Annotated in this window: 16 protein-coding genes; 8 read left to right on the plus strand and 8 right to left on the minus strand. The window is 72.2% G+C overall.

Features of this window, described 5'->3' with window-relative positions; all coding sequences use genetic code 11:
• Nucleotides 1-67: 67 nt before the first annotated feature.
• Nucleotides 68-1,159 (minus strand): mannose-1-phosphate guanylyltransferase, encoded by a 1,092-nt coding sequence (locus ACQBJO_RS12275; RefSeq protein WP_255184092.1) that lies wholly within the window; start codon nucleotides 1,157-1,159, stop codon nucleotides 68-70.
• A 146-nt stretch (nucleotides 1,160-1,305) separates the two neighbouring features.
• Here ACQBJO_RS12275 and ACQBJO_RS12280 point away from each other — a divergent pair, with 146 nt between their 5' ends.
• Together ACQBJO_RS12280 and ACQBJO_RS12285 are read left to right on the plus strand one after the other, a co-directional pair.
• A complete protein-coding gene (locus tag ACQBJO_RS12280; protein WP_421007524.1) occupies nucleotides 1,306-2,463 on the plus strand; it encodes a glycosyltransferase family 4 protein in 1,158 nt (385 codons plus the stop codon).
• A gap of 52 nt (nucleotides 2,464-2,515) precedes the next feature.
• Nucleotides 2,516-3,007: a MarR family winged helix-turn-helix transcriptional regulator gene (locus ACQBJO_RS12285; protein WP_255184094.1), complete on the plus strand. Its 492-nt coding sequence runs from the start codon at nucleotides 2,516-2,518 to the stop codon at nucleotides 3,005-3,007.
• On the opposite strand, the gene ACQBJO_RS12290 is transcribed toward ACQBJO_RS12285, so the two are convergent.
• From ACQBJO_RS12290 to ACQBJO_RS12300, 3 genes are read right to left on the minus strand one after another with little or no spacing between them, the layout of a single operon-like run.
• Nucleotides 2,976-3,494, minus strand: a complete 519-nt coding sequence (locus ACQBJO_RS12290) for a 2'-5' RNA ligase family protein (RefSeq protein ID WP_255184095.1) — start codon at nucleotides 3,492-3,494, stop codon at nucleotides 2,976-2,978. The two genes, ACQBJO_RS12285 and ACQBJO_RS12290, sit on opposite strands and share 32 nt — an antisense overlap.
• Before the next feature lie 17 nt (nucleotides 3,495-3,511).
• Nucleotides 3,512-4,537 (minus strand): tryptophan--tRNA ligase, encoded by a 1,026-nt coding sequence (trpS, locus tag ACQBJO_RS12295; RefSeq protein WP_421007525.1) that lies wholly within the window; start codon nucleotides 4,535-4,537, stop codon nucleotides 3,512-3,514.
• Nucleotides 4,534-6,819 carry a glycosyltransferase gene (locus tag ACQBJO_RS12300; RefSeq protein WP_421007526.1) on the minus strand — a complete coding sequence of 762 codons (2,286 nt, stop codon included), beginning with the start codon at nucleotides 6,817-6,819 and terminating at the stop codon, nucleotides 4,534-4,536. The genes trpS and ACQBJO_RS12300 overlap by 4 nt, the downstream gene beginning before the upstream one ends.
• 65 nt (nucleotides 6,820-6,884) lie before the next feature.
• Between ACQBJO_RS12300 and ACQBJO_RS12305 the strand changes: the two genes are divergently transcribed.
• From ACQBJO_RS12305 to ACQBJO_RS12325, 5 genes are all read left to right on the plus strand, one after another.
• Nucleotides 6,885-7,946: an acyltransferase family protein gene (locus ACQBJO_RS12305; protein ID WP_421007527.1), complete on the plus strand. Its 1,062-nt coding sequence runs from the start codon at nucleotides 6,885-6,887 to the stop codon at nucleotides 7,944-7,946.
• A 101-nt stretch (nucleotides 7,947-8,047) separates the two neighbouring features.
• Nucleotides 8,048-9,064 (plus strand): glycosyltransferase, encoded by a 1,017-nt coding sequence (locus ACQBJO_RS12310; protein WP_421007528.1) that lies wholly within the window; start codon nucleotides 8,048-8,050, stop codon nucleotides 9,062-9,064.
• Nucleotides 9,061-10,173: a glycosyltransferase family 4 protein gene (locus ACQBJO_RS12315; protein WP_421007529.1), complete on the plus strand. Its 1,113-nt coding sequence runs from the start codon at nucleotides 9,061-9,063 to the stop codon at nucleotides 10,171-10,173. The genes ACQBJO_RS12310 and ACQBJO_RS12315 overlap by 4 nt, the downstream gene beginning before the upstream one ends.
• Nucleotides 10,170-11,273: a glycosyltransferase family 4 protein gene (locus tag ACQBJO_RS12320; RefSeq protein ID WP_421007530.1), complete on the plus strand. Its 1,104-nt coding sequence runs from the start codon at nucleotides 10,170-10,172 to the stop codon at nucleotides 11,271-11,273. The genes ACQBJO_RS12315 and ACQBJO_RS12320 overlap by 4 nt, the downstream gene beginning before the upstream one ends.
• Complete coding sequence (locus ACQBJO_RS12325) at nucleotides 11,266-12,135, plus strand: glycosyltransferase family 2 protein (RefSeq protein WP_421007531.1); 870 nt, start codon at nucleotides 11,266-11,268, stop codon at nucleotides 12,133-12,135. The genes ACQBJO_RS12320 and ACQBJO_RS12325 overlap by 8 nt, the downstream gene beginning before the upstream one ends.
• Nucleotides 12,136-12,147: 12 nt before the next feature.
• Here the strand turns inward: ACQBJO_RS12325 and ACQBJO_RS12330 are convergent, their stop codons facing one another.
• The 3 genes from ACQBJO_RS12330 to ACQBJO_RS12340 are packed head-to-tail and all read right to left on the minus strand — an operon-like array spanning nucleotide 12,148 to nucleotide 15,376.
• Nucleotides 12,148-13,704: a lipopolysaccharide biosynthesis protein gene (locus ACQBJO_RS12330; RefSeq protein ID WP_421007532.1), complete on the minus strand. Its 1,557-nt coding sequence runs from the start codon at nucleotides 13,702-13,704 to the stop codon at nucleotides 12,148-12,150.
• A complete protein-coding gene (locus ACQBJO_RS12335; protein WP_421007533.1) occupies nucleotides 13,701-14,669 on the minus strand; it encodes a UDP-glucuronic acid decarboxylase family protein in 969 nt (322 codons plus the stop codon). Before ACQBJO_RS12335 ends, ACQBJO_RS12330 begins: the two co-directional genes overlap by 4 nt.
• 59 nt (nucleotides 14,670-14,728) lie before the next feature.
• Nucleotides 14,729-15,376 (minus strand): phosphatase PAP2 family protein, encoded by a 648-nt coding sequence (locus tag ACQBJO_RS12340; RefSeq protein ID WP_421007534.1) that lies wholly within the window; start codon nucleotides 15,374-15,376, stop codon nucleotides 14,729-14,731.
• A gap of 135 nt (nucleotides 15,377-15,511) precedes the next feature.
• Here ACQBJO_RS12340 and ACQBJO_RS12345 point away from each other — a divergent pair, with 135 nt between their 5' ends.
• Nucleotides 15,512-16,282 (plus strand): hypothetical protein, encoded by a 771-nt coding sequence (locus ACQBJO_RS12345; protein WP_421007535.1) that lies wholly within the window; start codon nucleotides 15,512-15,514, stop codon nucleotides 16,280-16,282.
• Between the two features lie 93 nt (nucleotides 16,283-16,375).
• On the opposite strand, the gene ACQBJO_RS12350 is transcribed toward ACQBJO_RS12345, so the two are convergent.
• Nucleotides 16,376-17,800, minus strand: coding sequence for a polysaccharide biosynthesis tyrosine autokinase (locus tag ACQBJO_RS12350; RefSeq protein WP_421007536.1), 1,425 nt, complete (start codon nucleotides 17,798-17,800; stop codon nucleotides 16,376-16,378).
• Nucleotides 17,801-17,828 lie beyond the last annotated feature (28 nt).

Below are 17,828 nucleotides of genomic sequence, written 5' to 3' on the forward strand. Positions count from 1 at the left end.
GGCGGTGCGACTCTACCGAGGCGACCGCCTGCGGACGTGGAGGCGCCCACCGGATGAACGCTCGACGTCAGACGAGGTCGGTGCGCCCGGCCGCCTTGAGGGCCTCGACGACGAGCTTGACGTCCTGGGCCCGCTCCCGGCTGGCGACGAGCAGGGCGTCGTCGGTCTCGACGACGACGACGTCCTCGAGACCCACGACGGCGACCATGCGGCCGGACTCGGAGACGACGAGGCCGCCGGAGTCGATGGCCTGGACCTGGGCGGGGTCGCCGACGACGGTCATCGCCCCCTCGGCGGGGGGCAGCAGGCAGGAGAGGGACTTGAAGTCGCCGACGTCGTCCCAGTCGAAGCTGCCGGGCACGACGGCCACGAGACCCTCGTCGGCGGCGGGCTCGGCGACGGCGTGGTCGATGGCGATCTTCTCCAGCCCCTCCCAGCGGCTCTCGAGCAGGTCGGGGTCGGCCGCGATCTCGCGCAGCCCGGCGGCCAGGTCTGGGTGCCACTGGGCCAGCAGGTCGAGCAGGGTCGCGGCGCGGACGACGAACATGCCGGCGTTCCAGCGGAACTCGCCAGTCGCCAGGTAGGACGCGGCGCGGCGGGCGTCGGGCTTCTCGACGAACTGGCGGACCCGGGCGGCGCTCGGGTGGGCGCGCAGCCGCGGACCCATCTGGATGTAGCCGAAGCCGGTCGAGGGGAAGGTCGGCTCGATGCCGATCGTCACGACGAGGTCGTCGCGGCGGGCGACGCCGACGGCCTCGACGACGGCGGCGCCGAAGGCCTCCTGGTCGGCAATGACGTGGTCGGCGGCGAAGGACCCGATGATCGCGTCGGGGTCGCGCCGCTCGAGCACGGCCGCGGCGAGGCCGATCGCCGCCATCGAGTCACGCGGCGAGGGCTCGGCGATCAGCAGGTCGTCGGGCAGGTCGGGCACCTGCTCGTGGACCGCGGCGGCGTGCGCGGCGCCGGTGACGACGAGGACCCGCTCTCCGGCGAGGACCCGCAGGCGGTCGACCGTGGCCTGGATGAGGGTGCGGCCGCTGCCGGTCAGGTCGTGGAGGAACTTCGGCGAGCCGGCCCGCGACACCGGCCACAGCCGTGTGCCCGCTCCCCCGGCGGGCACCACGGCCCAGAAGCGGTCGAGATCCCCTGTCGTCGTCATGTCGTGCACCGTACCCGGCACGCCCGAGGAGACCGCCTCGTGACGGGGGGCGGGTCCCCCCTTCGACCAAGTCGTCACCTGATGATCACCGGACACCCCCCTCGACGACACCGAAGGGGGGTGTCCGCACCTCCACATTGGAGACCGTGCGAGTGGCTATTGCGACCGAGTCCTTCCTGCCCAGCCTCAACGGCGTCACGACGAGCGTCTGCCGCGTGGCCGAGAACCTGCGCGAGCAGGGCCACAAGGCGATGATCATCGCCCCCGGCCCCGCGCCGGCCACCTATGCGGGGCACGTCGTGCGGACGCTGCCGGCGGTGCCCGTCCGCGGCTTCCGCGCCGGCCTGCCGACGGGTGCCGTGCGCCGGGCGCTGCGCGACTTCCGGCCCGACGTCGTGCACGTCGCCTCCCCCTTCCTCGTCGGGGCGCGGGGGCTGCACAACGCCGAGACCTTCGACCTGCCGACGGTCGCGATCTACCAGACCGACATGCCCAACTACGTCAAGCAGCACGGCCCCGGAGCCATCGGCCGGGGCGCCTCCTCGCTGACGTGGGAGTGGGTGCGCCGGCTGCACGAGCGGGCCGATCTCACGCTCGCGCCTAGCCGCCCGACGCTCGAGGAGCTGCGCGAGCACCGCATCCCGCGCACCGACCTGTGGGGCCGGGGCGTCGACACCGCGCTCTTCCGCCCGGAGTGGAAGGACGACCCGGAGACGCTCGCCCTCAAGCACGCGCTCGCCCCCAACGGCGAGGTCCTCCTCGGCTACGTCGGCCGGCTCGCGCCGGAGAAGGAGCTGCACCGCCTCGCCGAGCTGGCCCAGCTGCCGGGCACCCGGCTCGTCCTCGTCGGAGAGGGCCCGAGCCGCAACGAGCTCGGTGCGCGGCTCGCCGAGGCCGTCGCCGCGAGCTCCGGCCGACCCAACCTGCCGCCGGCCTTCCTCGGCCCGCGCACGGGTGCCGACCTGGCCCGCGCCTACGCGACCTTCGACGTCTTCGTGCACACGGGGACCAAGGAGACCTTCGGCCAGACGCTGCAGGAGGCCGCGGCCGCCGGGCTGCCGGTCGTCGCCCCCGCCGTCGGCGGCCCGCTCGACCTCGTCGACCACGGCCGCTCGGGATACCTCTTCGACCCGCAGGTGCGCGGCGACCTCGCCCGCTGGGTCGCCGAGCTCGTCGACTCGCCGAGCCTGCGGGCGTCGATGGCCGCCGCCGGTCCCGAGATGGTCGCCCACCGATCGTGGAACAGCCTCACCGAGCAGCTCGTCGGCCACTACGAGCGCGCGGCCTCGGCCCACGCCGCCTGAGGCAGGCCGGGCCCGACCGGTCTCCGGCCGTCCGGTCTGGGAGACTGCGGCCATGGAACCCCGCTGGCTCACCGACGACGAGCTGACGGCGTGGCTGCGCCTCATCGCCCTGGCGGAGCTGCTGCCGTCGCGACTGGACGCCCAGCTGCGCCGCGACGCGGAGCTGACGCACTTCGAGTACCAAGTCCTCGCGATGCTCTCGGAGGCGCCCGAGCGAACCCTGCGCATGTCGTGGCTCGCCCAGCGCACCCAGGCGACGCTCCCCCGGCTCTCGCACGTCGCCCGCCGCCTCGAGGGGCGCGGCCTGCTCGTGCGGCGCCCGAGCCAGACGGACGCGCGGGCCACCGATGCGACGCTCACCGACGCCGGCATGGAGGTCATCGTCGCTGCGGCCCCCGGGCACGTGACGCTCGTGCGCGAGGAGGTCTTCGACGCCCTGACGCCCGAGCAGGTGGGTCAGCTCTCCGAGATCTGCACCGCGGTCCTCGACCGGCTCGACCCGGAGGGGCACCTCACGATGAAGGCCGCAGAGGCTCCCCACTGAGCTCGAAGCCCGTCTGCGGGCGCCACACGCCGTCGGCGCCGTGGTCGTAGAGGTGGAAGCTGGTCACCTCGAAGGACGCGTCGAAGGTCGCCAGGTCGCCGAAGGCGCGGTCGAGCTGGGCGTCGCTCACCTGGTGGGCGATCGTCACGTGCGGGTGGTAGGGGAACTCGAGGTCGCGCACGACCGGACCGCGACGCACGGCCTGCTCCAGCCGCTCGCACATCGGGATGCCCTGGGCGACCTGCACGAAGACGACCGGGCTCACCGGCCGGAAGGTGCCGGTGCCGCGCAGCTGCATCATGAAGGGCCCGTGCGCGGCAGCCACCGACTCGAGGTGGTGGACGAAGACGGGCAGCTCGGCCTCGGGCACCTCCGTCGGCGGCATGAGCGTGACGTGCGGCGGGATCGCCCGCGCCATCGGGTCACCGACGTCCTCCCGCTGCTGCTGCAGCTGCGACCCCCAGGGCTCGGGGATCTCGATGGACACGCCGTGGACGGGCACGATCAGGCCCGGGGGGTGAGCAGGCCGACGCGGTCGTAGACGCGGTCGCGGGTCGCGGAGGCGATCTCGGCGGCGCGGGCCGCGCCCTTGGCGAGGATGCTGTCGAGCTCGGCCGGGTCGGACATCAGCTCGTCCATGCGGCGCTGGTAGGGCTCGATGGCGCTGACGACGACGTCGGCGACCTCCTGCTTGAGGACGCCGTAGCCCTGACCGGCGAAGTGGGCCTCGAGGTCGGCGATCGACGTGCCCGACAGTGCCGAGTGGATCGACAGCAGGTTGGACACCCCCGGCTTGGCGTCGACGTCGTAGCGGATCTCGCCGTCGACGTCGGTGACGGCGGAGCGGATCTTCTTCGCGATGCGCTTGGGGTCGTCGAGCAGCGAGATCAGGCCCTTGTCCGAGGAGCTCGACTTGCTCATCTTGCCGGTGGGCTCCTGCAGGTCCATGATCCGCGCCGACTCCTTGAGGATGTGCGGCTCGGGCACGACGAGGGTGTCGCCGAAGCGGGCGTTGAAGCGCTCGGCGAGGTCGCGGGTGATCTCGAGGTGCTGGCGCTGGTCGTCGCCGACGGGCACGCGGGCCGCGTCGTAGATGAGGATGTCGGCGGCCATGAGGATCGGGTAGGTGAAGAGGCCGACGTTGGCGTTGTGCCCCTTGGCCGTCTTGTCCTTGAACTGCGTCATCCGGCTCGCCTCGCCGAAGGCCGTCTGGCAGGCGAGGACCCACATGAGCTCGGTGTGCTCGCGCACGTGGCTCTGGCAGAAGATCGCCGAGCGCTCGGGGTCGACGCCGCCGGCGATGTACTGAGCGGCGGTCACGCGGCTGCGGCGGGTGATGTCGGCCGGATCGGTCGGCACGGTGAGCGCGTGCAGGTCGGCGACGAAGTAGTAGGCGTCGAAGTCCTCCTGCAGACCGACCCAGTTGACGAGCGCCCCGAGGTAGTTGCCGAGGTGGAGGGAGTCGCTCGTGGGCTGCATCCCGGAGAGGATCCGGGGCCGGTCAGGTGCAGGGCTGGTCATGGGGGTCATGATGCCAGCCGGGCCGCGGCGGCTCGTACGCGCTCGACGAATCGACTGGGAGAGAAGGCCTCCACGTGGGCGCGGATCGCGGTCACGTCCCACGTGGTGTCGCGGTCGGCGACGACGGCGGCCCGGATGGCCTCTGCGGTCGGCTCGTCGAAGAAGACGCCGTTGACCCCGTCGGCGATGGTGTCGAGGTAGCCGCCGGCGCGCAGCGCGAGCGTGGGCCGGCCGAAGGCGCCCGCCTCGAGCGGGGTGAGGCCGAAGTCCTCGTGGCTCGCGGCGACGAGCGCGCGGGCGTGGGCATAGGCCCAGCGCATCTGGGCGTCGGTGAGGTCGGTCGCGATGCGCACGTTGTCCGGCGCGGCGGCCCGCAGCGGCGCGAGCAGCGGGCCGGCGCCGATGACGAGCAGGCGCTCGGGCAGCCCGCGGAATGCCTCGACCACCTGGTCGACGTTTTTGTACGGCAGCAGGCGGGAGACGACGAGGTGGTAGCCCTCGCCCCAGTCGGCGGCCTCGGGCACCGCCTCCTGCTCCCCGGTCGTGTCGACGGCGAAGGGGGGCGGCAGCACCTCGGCGTCGATGCCGTAGGCCTCACCGATGCGCTCGCGCACGACGTGGCTGTTGGCGAGGTAGGCATCGGCGCGGGCGGCGGCACGGCGGTCCCAGCGGCGAAGGGGGGCGCGCAGCGCGAGCAGCGCCAGCCCGGTCGGGGAGCGCCGCGGGTCGCCGCCGAGATAGCGCTCGCTCTGGTAGAGCCAGCGGGCGGGCGCGTGGCAGTAGACGAGGGTGCGGCCGGTCGTGGGGAACCCGTGTGCCCAGCCGCTGCTGCTCGCGACGACGAGGTCGGCGTCGATGCGCAGTGCGCTCGAGGCGAAGGGGAGGAAGGGCAGCGCCGCGCGGTGGTGGCGTCGCAGCAGGCCGACGTGGTTGAGCGGGCTGACTCTGATGTCGACGTCGCGGAACTCGGGAAAGGTGCCCTCGGGGTCGTAGAGCGTCGTGTGGACCGTCGCGTCGGGGAAGGCCTGCAGCAGGGCGAGCACGACCCGCTCCGCTCCCCCGCGCTGGGTGAGGTAGTCGTGGGCGATCGCCACGCGCGGGCGCGGGTGCGTCCTCGTGCCGGGCCGGCCGGCCACCTCGCGCCACACCCCCACGATGGTGTCGGTGCTCGGGCCGATGCCGAGGTCGGTGCGCGCCCGCTGCCAGCCGGCGGCGCCGCGGCGCTCGGCCCCGTCGGGGTCGTCGAAGGCTGCGGTGATGGCGGCGGCCAGGGCGTCGACGTCACCGGGCGGGACGAGCCAGCCGACGGACGCCGGGCCACCGGTGACGATCTCGGGCACTCCCCCGGCGTCGGTCGCGACGACCGGCACCCCGCGGGCCATCGCCTCGGCGACGACCTGGCCGTAGGGCTCGGGCACCGGCGACGCGTGGACGGCCACGGTCATCGCGTCGAGCTCTGCGGCCGGGTCGTCGGTGAAGCCGACGAGCTCGACGTGGTCGTCGAGACCCAGCCGGGCGATCTCGCGACGGACCTCCCCTTCGTGCTCCTCGTGGCCGAACATCGGCGAGCCGATGATGCGGAAGGTCGCCTCCGGGTGGCGGCGCACGACGTGCGCGGCGGCGCGGACGAGCTCGAGCTGGCCCTTCGTGGGGCTGATCCGGCCGAGGAGGCCGACGACCGGCCGCGTCGGCAGCGGGCGCGGCGTGACCCCGATCTGCGCGGGCACGAGCCCGGGGTGGGCGACGGTGACGTCGACGCCCGGCAGCGTCGCGGCCGTGGCGCGGGAGTTGGCGATGACTCGCTGCGGACCCCACGTGGCGACCTGGCGCATGAGGCGCACGAGCGGCCCGGGCAGGTAGTCGGGGGCGATGCGGTCACGGATGTGCCAGACGAGCGGGCGGCGGGCCAGGCGTGCGGCAGGCACCCCGAGCAGGTCGGCCTTCAGGGTCGTGGTGTGGACGACGTCGACGTCGAGCTCGCGCAGCCGTGCCGCCAGCCTCCGGACGAAGGGGGCGGCCCCCACCGCGGACCGTGCTGCAGTGCGCAGCCCCGCCGCCTGCTCACGGGTCGTCGTGCCGATGCCTTCGTCAAGGGGCAGCACCTCGACCGCGTGCCCCCGCTCCCGCAGGCGGCCGACGAGCGGGCCGTCGGCGAAGAGCAGGACGCGCACGTCGACGTCGTCGCGCGTGGCGAGGGTGTCCATGAGGCGCACGAGCGCCAGCTCGACCCCGCCGAGCTGAGCGGTGTGGTCGAGGATCGCGACGCGGACCGGTCTGTGCTGCTCCCCCATGCGGCGGAGTCTATTGACCGGCTCGGACAGTCGTTCCACCGTCGTCCGACCGTTACCTTTCACCCATGACCGCGGGTGGGCCGAGGTGGCCGGGGCTGGACGGGCTGCGCGGCATCGCGGCAGTGGCCGTCCTGTTCTTCCACGCCCAGCTGGGCTTCGCGGACAACGGCTATGTCGGTGTCGACGTCTTCTTCGCCCTCTCCGGCTTCCTCATCACCTCGATCCTGCTGGGTGAGATCGACCGGACCGGCCGGGTCCGCTTTCGACGCTTCTACATCCGCCGCGCGCTGCGGCTGCTCCCAGCGCTCGCTGCCGCCTGCATGGCCGTCTTCCTCATCGGCCTCGCCGCTGGCCGAGCCGGCGAGTTCGGTCGAGGTGCGCTCGCCGCCTTCGTCTACGTCGCGAACTGGTGGATGTACACCGGCCGACCGGCACCGTTGCTCGATCACACCTGGACCCTGGCCATCGAGGAGCACTTCTACGCCGTGTGGCCAGTCCTGCTCGTCGGGCTCTGCGCAGGCCGGCGCTGGACCCGCATCATGACCGCGCTCGTCGCCCTCGCGATCGTCGCGGTCGTCCTCACGCCCTGGCCCGATCCGATCGCTGACGTCCGCGGCACCTACCTGCGAGGCTTCCCCATCATCTGGGGGTCGCTGCTCGCCGCCATGACACGGCGACGGGCCGTCCAGGAGCACGGCCACCTCCTGCACTGGCCCGCGACCGGCGCCCTCGTCGCCCTCCTTGCCGTCTTGTGCGCGCCCTGGCAGCTGCCCGAAGGATGGCTCACCGGACCCACCAGCGCGGCAGGCCTGCTCGCGCTCCTCGTCCTGGGTGGCATCGTCCTGGCGCCCTCGTCACCCGCTGCCGCGCTGCTCTCCGGGCGGGTGATGCGGTGGGCCGGCACCCGCTCCTACGGCCTGTACCTCTACCACTTCCCGATCCTGCAGATCCTGCGCCACCAGGTGGACGTCGGTCCGGAGTGGGCCCGGATGGTCCTCGGGATCTTGCTGAGCATCGCGGTGACGGAGGCATCCTTCCGCTGGCTCGAGTCGCCCTTCCTCCGGCTCAAGGACCACTTGGGTCCGTCAGCGACTGACCGCCCCGCCCGACTCGGCCCAGCTGGATGAGGAGCGCGCCAGCGGCCGCGCACCCCCAAGGCACTAGGGTGACCGGCATGGCGGGGACGGGCGGCAAGGCCATGGGGAACACGGCACATCGAGCGCACTGGGTGACGCTCCACACGGCCGTCCCGATGGGCCAGCAGACCTACGAGTCGAGCATCCAGCAGGCGATCCTCGACCTCGACGAGCCCGGGTGGGACTTCCGCTCGTCGAGCGTGGGCGGAGGTCGCAGCGAGGCGACGGTCCGGGTGCCGCACCGCGTCCTCAACCACGGCGCCGGTGCCACCCTCGTCGGTTCTGCCCTGGCGCTGCGCCACGACCTCGTCCACCGCTTCGACCTGCGGGTCCCCGGCCCACGACGCCCCCACGTGCTCACGATGCACGACCTGCCGCCGGCACGCTTCCCGGACGAAGGGAGCCTGCCGCCCTGGTGCATGAGGCCCCTGCGTGACGACGTGCAGGTGATCTGCCCGTCGGAGTTCGCCGCCAGCGAGGTGACCGAGCTCCTCCACGCCCGCCGGGTGACGGTCATCCCCTACGGCGTGCGGCCGAGCTTCCGCCAGCCGCAGCCGCTGCCGACGCAGGACCTGCAGGACCTCGGGATCACGCGCCCCTTCTTCGTCCACGCCGCGGGTGTCACCCGCCGCAAGAACCTCGAAGGTCTGGCCGACGCCTGGACCAAGGCCGCACCGCAGCTGCCCGACCACGAGCTCGTGCTCCTCGGCCCACCCCACGGCCGCCGCGAGGAGCTCTTCGGCCACCTGCCGCGCGTCGTGCTCGCCGGCAAGGTCGACCTCGACCGGGTCGGTCGGGTCATGGCCGCCGCCGAGGCCGTCGTCGTGCCGAGCATCTACGAGGGCTTCGGCCTGCCGACCCTCGAGGGGATGGCCGTCGGCACCCCGGTCGTCGCCGTCGACCGAGGCGCGACCCCCGAGGTGGCCGACGGCAATGCCCTGATGACCGAGCCCGACGGGGCCTCCATCGCCGAGGCTCTCGTCGCCGTCGGGCGCCGCGAGGTCGACCTCGAGGGCCTCGTGCGCCGCGGCCTCGCGCGGGCCTCGACCTTCGCCTGGGACACCGCGGCCCGGGCGCACCTCGACGTCTATCGCAAGGTCGTCGGATGACCAGCCACGAGCGCCCCCGGCGGATCTGGTTGGCGCCCAGTGCCTTCCACCCCTCACGCGGCGGCGTGGAGGAGCTCACCCTCCAGCTGGCCCGCGAGTACATCGCCCGCGGGCACGACGTCACTGTGGTCGTGCACCGCCACCCCGCGGACCTGCCGGCGACCGATGTCGTCGAAGGTGTGCCGGTGCGACGCGTCGGCTTCGACCTGCCCGGGTCGGACCCGCGACGTCTGGCGGTCTTCCCCTTCGCCCTGCTTCGGCAGCTCCGACAGCTCGACGCCCTCGGACCACGACCCGACGCCGTCCATGTCCAGTGCGCCGCCAACCAGGTGCTCGCTCTCTCCCTGTGGACCGCCCTGAGACGGATCCCTCTGGTGCTCACCACGCAGGGCGAGGTGACCATGGACGCCGGCCGCATCTACCAGCGCAGCGCACAGATCAGGCAGGTGCTGCGGTTGGGCAGTCGCCGCGCCGCCGTGCTCACTGCGTGCTCGCGCCGCGCGGGTGACGACGCCGCAACCGTCGCGAGCCGCTTCGCCGGGTGCACCGTCGTGCCCAACGGCGTCGACCCCGGCCAGTGGAGTGTCACCCCGCTCCCCGACGCCCCGATCTTCGCGGCCTGGGGCCGGCACGTCCCGCAAAAGGGTCTCGACCTGCTCGTCGAGGCCTTCGCGATCGTCCGTGAGCAGCTGCCCGACGCCACCCTGCTCATCGGCGGCGACGGCCCCGAGCACGAACGACTGCGCACGCTCGCCGGTCCCGGTGTCGAGCTGCTCGGCCCACTCGACCGCGACGGCGTGCAGGCGCTGCTGTCGAGTGCCCGGGTCGCGGTCGTCCCCAGCCGGCTCGAGCCCTTCGGCATCGTCGCCGTCGAGGCCATGGCCGCTGGCCGCGGCGTCGTGTGGAGCACCAACGGCGGCCTCGCGGACGCGACGGGTCGACTGGGATTCGGTGCCGATCCCACCGACACCCACGCCCTCGCACAGGCGATGCTCGCCGCGCACCGCGACCCGGTCGACCCGATGGCTGCGCGAGCCCACGCGGAGTCCCTGCGGTGGACGCAGATCGCCGACCGCTACCTCTACCTCTACCCACAGGTGCAGGCGTGAAGGTCCTCATGTGGCTCAACCGGGGCGCCGAGATCCCCGGCGGCCACCGCGTGCAGATGGAGCGGACGGCGGCCGCCCTGCGTGACCTCGGGGTCGAGGTGCAGGAGCACCTGGGCCCGGACGAACCCGAGGGGACCTGGGACGTCGTGCACGGCTTCCAGCTCGGCCCGCACGAGGTCGCGGCGATGCGGGCTCGGGGCATCCCGGTCGTGATCTCGACGATCTACGTGGGCCTGTCGTACACGAGCTCGCACGGTGCCGAGCGCGTGACTGCGCGTGACGCCCTCGGGCGTGGCCGGCGGGGACTGCGTTACCTCGGCGCGAGCCTGCGCGGTCGCGAGGACCTGACCCGCCTCTCCCTGCAGGAGGCCGCCGACGACCTCGACCGCCTCCGCGCGTGGTCCATGGCCGAGATGCTCCTGCCCAATGCCGAAGGGGAAGCCCGTCACGTCCGTGAGGACCTGGGAGTCCTCACCGAGTGCGTCGTCGTCCCCAACGCGATAGTCGTCGACCTCTTCGCTCCCGGTGTCGGCCGACCACGTCCGGCAGGCTCGGTCCTGTGCGTGGGGCGGGTCGAGCCACACAAGAACCAGCTCGGCACGATCCGGGCCCTCGCTGGTGTCCCCGGCGTCACGCTGACCGTCGTCGGTCCGCCGCACCCCCACCACCCCGGTTACCTCGAGGAGTGCCGACGGGCCGCTGCTGAGGCGGGCAATGTCACGCTCCTGCCGGGGGTCGACCACGACGAGCTCCCGGCCCTGTACGCGCGCCACCGCACCCACGTCCTGGCCACCTGGTACGAGACGACCGGTCTCGTCTCGCTCGAGGCTGCTGCATCGGGCTGCACGGTCGTCACCACCGACCGCGGCCACGCCCGCGAGTACTTCGAGGGCGATGCGCGCTACTGCGACCCGGCTGATCCCGAGTCCATCCGGCGGGCCGTTGGCGAGGCCCTGGCGGACCTCCCTTCGGCCGGTCTGCGCGCCCGGATCACCGACCGGTACACCTGGGCAGAGACGGCCCGGCACACCCTCGCTGCCTACGAGCGCGTGCTCGAGCGCCGCGCGCCACGCACGTCGGGCAGTGACGCACGTGGCTGACGCACCCTCCACCGCCGCGCCCCAACAACCACTGGTCACGATCGTCATCCCCACCTACGACGACGACCCCCAGCACCTGCGTGAGGCCGTGGCATCCGCGCTCTCTCAGACTCATCCGCGCGTCGAGGTCATCGTCGTCGACGACGGGTCGAGTCGGCCGGAGACCAGAGCTGCGCTGGACGCGCTCACGTCCGTCACGGTCGTGCGACAGGACAACAGGGGTCCGTCCGCGGCCCGCAACGTCGGCATCGCGGTCGGCCACGGCGACTACGTCATCTGCCTCGACGCCGACGACCGGATCTCGCGCGAGTTCGTCGCGCAGGCCGTCGCAGTCCTCGCCGGCGACGGGCGAGTGCGGGTGGCCTACCCACGGATGGAGCCCTTCGGCAGCGCCTGGGCGGCGTGGCCCACCCGCGGTGAGCTGACGGTGAGGGACTTCGCACAGCGGTCGGCCGTCCCGGGTTGCTCGGCCTTCCACCGCGACGACTGGGCGACAGTGGGCGGCTGTGACGAGGAGATGCGGCTGGGCATGGAGGACCACGAGTGGTGGGTCCGACTCCTTGGCTGCACTGGTGGGGTTGCTGCACCCATGCCGTCAGCCGTACTCCACTATCGGGTGCGCCCCGGCTCACGCTCGCGGACCCGGCCCTATGCCGATGACCTCGCCATCACCCGCCAGCGCATCCTCGCCAACAACCCGCCAGAAGTGCTCACCGAGCTCCTCCGCGGCGCGTGGGAGGCAACCGACGCCGCAGAGGCCGAGGCAGCGCGCACTTGGTCGGACCCGTGGCAGCTTCGGCGATGGGGCAGGGCTCTGCGCCGGCGCGCGGTGCGGGCGACGCGACGCGTGACGGGTCGCTAGCGACGCGCTGCGTCACCTCTCTCGCGCAGTGACCAGACCCAGCACTGCGGAACACCCGCGGCGGCCCCGGGCTGGCATGAAGCCCACGAGAGCGTCCCGATCCGCTGCCAGCAGGCCCACCCCCACCGTGCGCAGCAATACGACATAGGCCACGACGGCCGCTACGGCCCCCAGCGCCCCACGAGCGGCGGGCGATGCATCAACCACCTGACCGAGCCCGAACCACGCGAGGAGGGCCAGGGCGATGGCGACCAGCACGGGCGCCTGGGCAGCGACCATGCGACGCACCCGGATCTGGTGATGACGCATCTCGATGCAGGTCATCAACGACGCTCGCACGACCGTCCCGCACACCATCGACGCCACGGCCCCCCACGCACCTGCCGGCGGGATGAGGGCGAACGCGACCCCCGCCATGACGACCAGCGACGCGAGGTTGACCCACAGATAGGTGCGGCCGCGCAGTCGTGACATGAGCGAGGCGAAGGCACCGGACCCCACGACGACCACTGACGCGGCGCAGGTCATCACGAGGAAGTAGTCGCCGCTGGGGGCGAACTGCGCGCCATAGATCGACGGGACCAGCCCGGCCAGGACGGGCACCGCCAGCACCAGCACTCCGCCGGTCGTCACGGCAGACACCCGGGTCACCCGCAGCAGGCCCTCCCTGGCGGCCTCGGCTCCTCGCTCCTGCAGTGCGGCAAAGGCCGGCAGGAGGGGGCCCACTGCAGCCTGCACCGGCGTCAGCACCTGCGCGGCGAGGCCGAACCCCAGCGCGAAGAGGCCGACGGCCACCGGGTCGCCGAGCCACTGCAGGAAGAAGACCTGCACGCGGTCGGTGACGAGCTGACTCACGAGTGTCGCCAACCCGGTGGGGATCGCGAAGGCCCAGAAGGTCCTAGGCAGACCCCAGGGGGACGTCGGCCGGAGGGCCGGGCGTCGCAAGCGCCTCGGCAGCGCGAGGAAGGGCAGCACCATGAGCGCTCCCGTGACGACGATGCGGGCCACCCACACCGACGTCGCGACCGGGTGGAGGAGCACGGTGACCACGACGGCGGTCTGGATGCCGAGGTTGCTCACCATGGCGAGCTGGGCCGCGCGGTCCGACCGGTGCTCGGTCGACAGCAGGATCGGGCCGGTCTGGAAGGCTGCCGGGGCGAAGACCCCGAAGACGACAGCGAGGGCGAGCAGCGGCCAGGGGACGTCGACGAAGAGGGCGACGGCCAGGGCGACGAGTGGCGCCGCGACGAAGACGTTGTATCCCTGGGCGCCCGAGATCGTCCGCTCGACGTCGGCCCGGCGGCCTGCTTCAGAGGCCTTCGTGACGAACTGCACGAGCGCTGCACCGACGCCCATCGAGGCGGCCGCGGTCGCCAGGCTGAGCACCATGGTGAGGACGGCGAGCTGGCCGTAGTCGACGACCCCCAGCCGCCGGGCGACGACGACATTGACGAGGAAGGCGATGGGCACGGACACGAGGACGTGGAGCACCGTCCACGCCGTCCCGCTGATGAGCCCTTCGCTGACCCGACGTCGTTCCGGCTCGGCCTGCTCGACGCCCTCGCTCACGTCCCGGAGAGCTCGGAGAAGTAGGCGATCGTCTGCTCGAGGCCAGCGCGCAGCTGCGCCTTCGGCTCCCACCCGAGAGTCTCCCGGGCACGCGAGATGTCGGGACGACGACGAGTCGGGTCGTCCTGGGGCAGGGGCCGGTGCTCGATCTGCGAGCTGCTGCCGGTGAGCTCGAGGACGAGCTCGGCGAGCTCGATCATCGTGAACTCCACGGGGTTTCCGATGTTGATCGGCCCGGTGACCTCGTGCGGCGTCGCCATGAGCGCCATGAGCCCGTCGACGAGGTCGTCGACGAAGCAGAAGGAGCGGGTCTGGCTGCCGTCGCCGTAGATGGTCAGCGGCTCCCCGGCGAGGGCCTGGACGATGAAGTTGGAGACCACCCGGCCGTCGTCCGGCTGCATGCGCGGGCCATAGGTGTTGAAGATGCGCGCGACCTTGATCGCGAGGTCGTGCTGGCGGCGGTAGTCGAAGAAGAGCGTCTCCGCGCAGCGCTTGCCCTCGTCGTAGCAGGAGCGGATGCCGATGGGGTTGACGTTGCCCCAGTAGTCCTCGGTCTGCGGGTGCACCTGCGGGTCGCCGTAGACCTCCGACGTCGACGACAGCAGGATCTTCGCCTTGGTCCGCTTGGCCAGACCGAGCATGTTGATCGATCCGTGGACGCTCGTCTTCGTCGTCTGGACGGGGTCACGCTGGTAGAAGATCGGGCTCGCCGGGCAGGCGAGGTGGTAGATCTCGTCGACCTCGACGTAGAGGGGGAAGGTCACGTCGTGGCGCATGACCTCGAGGTTCGGGTGGTCGAGCAGGTGCGTGAGGTTGCGCCGGGTGCTCGAGTAGTAGTTGTCGACGACGAGCACCTCGTGCCCCTGGCCGAGCAGCCGCTCGGTGATGTGCGAGCCGATGAAGCCGGCACCTCCGGTCACCATGACCCGCTTGGGCACCATCGCCTCCACCAGTCCTGCAGTCACTGCGTCTCCTTGTCCGTGGCTCCCCCGCGTGCGGCAGAGCGCCGCCGACGTTTCCCGGGTCAGCGTATCCGTCTGGCCTCGTCCGACCGGGTGGAGACGGAAGTGGGTTCGGGCACCTCGCGGGCGGGGACGGCCAGCACCGTGCCCGCAACGGCTCCGACGAGGAGGACCGATGCCACGACGTCGCTCGGCCGGTGCGCGTACCCGAAGACGCTGCCGACGCATGCCACCCACACGAGCACGAGCCCCACCAGCCCCAGCCATGAAGGACGACGGGTCGGCCACATGATGAGCACGGCCACCACGCAGGCGGCCACGAGCGCCACATGGGTCGAAGGGAGCGTGTTGGCGTCGTAGGAGTAGCCGTGGTCGGGGCGCGGCAGCACGACCCGCAGACCGCGGGCAAGGGCGACGCCCAGGACGACCACGGCGACCGCTCGGCCGACCTGCATCCACCGACGCGCCATCAGTGCCCACACCCCGACACCCGCGACGACGGCCAGCCCCACGACGGGCACGACCTGCCTTCCGAGTGTCGGCAGGATCGGCCGCAGCGGGGCGAAGGGGAGGTCCTGGGCGAGGCCGAAGACCTCGTCGTCCAGCCACTGGCCCGGCACGGTGAGCACGGCCGTCACGTAGACGAGGACCAGCCCGACGACGCACCCCGCGGCAAGCCTCCCCGGGCGCTGCACGACCCCCTCGTCCACGATGTCGCTCCCCTGCGTACCGGTCCCTGGAATCCGACCGTCAGCATATTGCCAATATCACAGGTTCATCAGTAAGGTTTTGGTCAACGTGCGGGGGAGGTCCAACTCCGGCACTTCACACTGAGGGGAACGTCCATGACCGAGGCAACGAGCAAGCCCATCTCGCGCAGGACGGTGGCCAAGGGTGCCGCCTGGACCGCGCCGGTGATCCTCGGCGGTGTCGCCGCACCTGCCTACGCAGCCTCGGGTGGCAAGCCGACCATCGTCCCGGGTTCCGCCTGCAAGCAGCCCGGCAACAGCTGCAACTCCGGCTCCAAGCCCTATGGCATCAACAAGGGCTACGTCATGAAGTTCACCATCACCAACACCAGCGCCAAGGACATCTGGCTCTACACGGGTGGGACCTACCCCAACTACGGCCCGCAGATCACCAACACCGCGGGTCTGCCGCTCGTCTACTCCGGTGGCCGGATCGGCGGCACCTACTACGCGCCGGGCACGCACATCCCGGTGCCCGCGGGCGGCACCGTCATCTTCCTCCTCGGGGTCAGCGGGCAGGACGACAGCGCCAACCTCGTCTTCGACCTCACCGTCCGCTTCCAGTGGGGCCACACCGCGAACCCTGCGGGCGACCGGGAGCACGTCAGCGACCCGCTGGTCTCGACCATCCACATCGACGGCACCATCCCCTGCGACAACTGCAACCCGCCCGCCGACCCGGCTGCGGCCAAGGCGGCCGCCGCCAAGGAAGAGGCGGCCAAGAGCTCCTCCTCGAGCTCGACGTCCTCCTCGTCCACGTCGACGTCGACCACCACGTCGGCCAAGAAGACCGCCACCGCGCCGACGCCCATGGAGACCACCTCGCCCGCTGCGGAGCCGGCCCCCACGTCGACCACCGCACCGTGACCGACTGACGCCACGCACGAAGGGCGCCACCCGAGATTCTCTCGGGTGGCGCCCTTCGTCGTCCGGCGGCGTGGTGACCGGCGCTCCGGCCCGTCAGGAACGGGAGCCGGCCCGCTGGCGCGACTTCCCCCGCGACTTGACCTGCTCGCGCCGTGCGCTGCGCCGGTCCTTGGTGACCTGCTCCTCGTAGGAGTGGTAGCCGTAGCGGTAGTCGCTGCCCTTGCTCACGACGAAGTTGCGCGCAAAGCCGGACACGTGGGCACCGACGGTGCCCAGCTGCTTGAGCGCCGCGGTGAGGTCCTTCTTCTTCGTCCGGTCGACACCGACGACCATGAGCAGGCCGCCGGTGAGGCGCTCGATGACGACCGCGTCGATGACCGGCACGACCGGCGGCGAGTCGATGAGCACGAAGTCGTACTCCTGCACCAGGCGCGTGATCAGCGCCTCCATGGGAGCGGAGCCGAGCAGCTCGCTCGGGTTGGGCGGGATCTGACCTGCGGGCAGCACGTCCATGCCCGCGCTGCCCCACGTCTGGATGACGTCGTGGACGTCGGCGTCGCCGAGAAGCACGGTCGTCAGGCCGACGCTGCCCTCCATGCCGAGGGTCTTGGCGACCGACGGGTTGCGCAGGTCGGCGTCGACGAGCAGGGTGCGGCGGCCGGAGTCGGCCATCGCGAGCGCGAGGTTGACGGCCGTCGTCGTCTTGCCCTCGCCGGGCACCGCCGAGGTGACGACGAAGGAGTGCCGGCCGGTCGTGACGTCGACGAACATCAGGTTGGTCCGCAGGCGGCGCACGGCCTCGGCGTGCCGCCCGTGGGGGTCCTCCTCGACGCTGATCAGGCCGCGCTTGGACCCGCGGCTCTCGAGGGGCAGCCCCGCGAGCATCGGCGCGTCCGAGTGCGCCCGGATGTCCTCCTCCCCGCGGACCTTGGTGTCGAGGGCGTGGCGAATGAAGGCGAGCCCCAGGCCGAGGACGAGCCCGGCGAGCAGGCCGAGGCCGATGTTGCGCACGGGGTCCGGAGAGACCGGTCGCGAGGGCGCGGTCGCCGGCTGGATCGGCGTCGAGACGACCTTCTGCCCCGACGACTTCAGCAGGGTGGAGAACTCGCCGGCGACCTTGCCGAGCTGCGGGCCGACCTCGTTGGCCACGTCCGCAGCCTCCTCCCCGTCGGAGGCGCGCGCGGTGATGTTGAGGATCGACGTCGACCCGGAGGTCTGGGCGCTCACCTGGATCGGGTGGCCGGGCTCGAGGCCGAGCTCCTTGCGCAGCGGGCCGAGGACCGCCGGGGTGTCGAGGATCGAGACATAGGTGTCGAGGTCCTCCGAGGTGAGGACGAAGACGCTGCCGTTGGAGCTCCCGCTCGTGCGCTCGGCGCTCATGTAGATCCGCGCCCGTGCCTCGTAGACGGGGGTGGTCGTGAGGGTCACCGCGACCGCCGCGGCCACGGCGAGCACGACGCAGGCGACGATGAGCCGCCACCGCTGCCTGATGACGCCCAACAACTCGCTGAACTGCACTGTCGACTCCTGACCCGCCGGCGGACGA

It is taken from the genome of Janibacter zhangyanbonis (assembly GCF_050507325.1).
In the GTDB taxonomy this organism is placed as follows: Bacteria; Actinomycetota; Actinomycetes; order Actinomycetales; family Dermatophilaceae; genus Janibacter.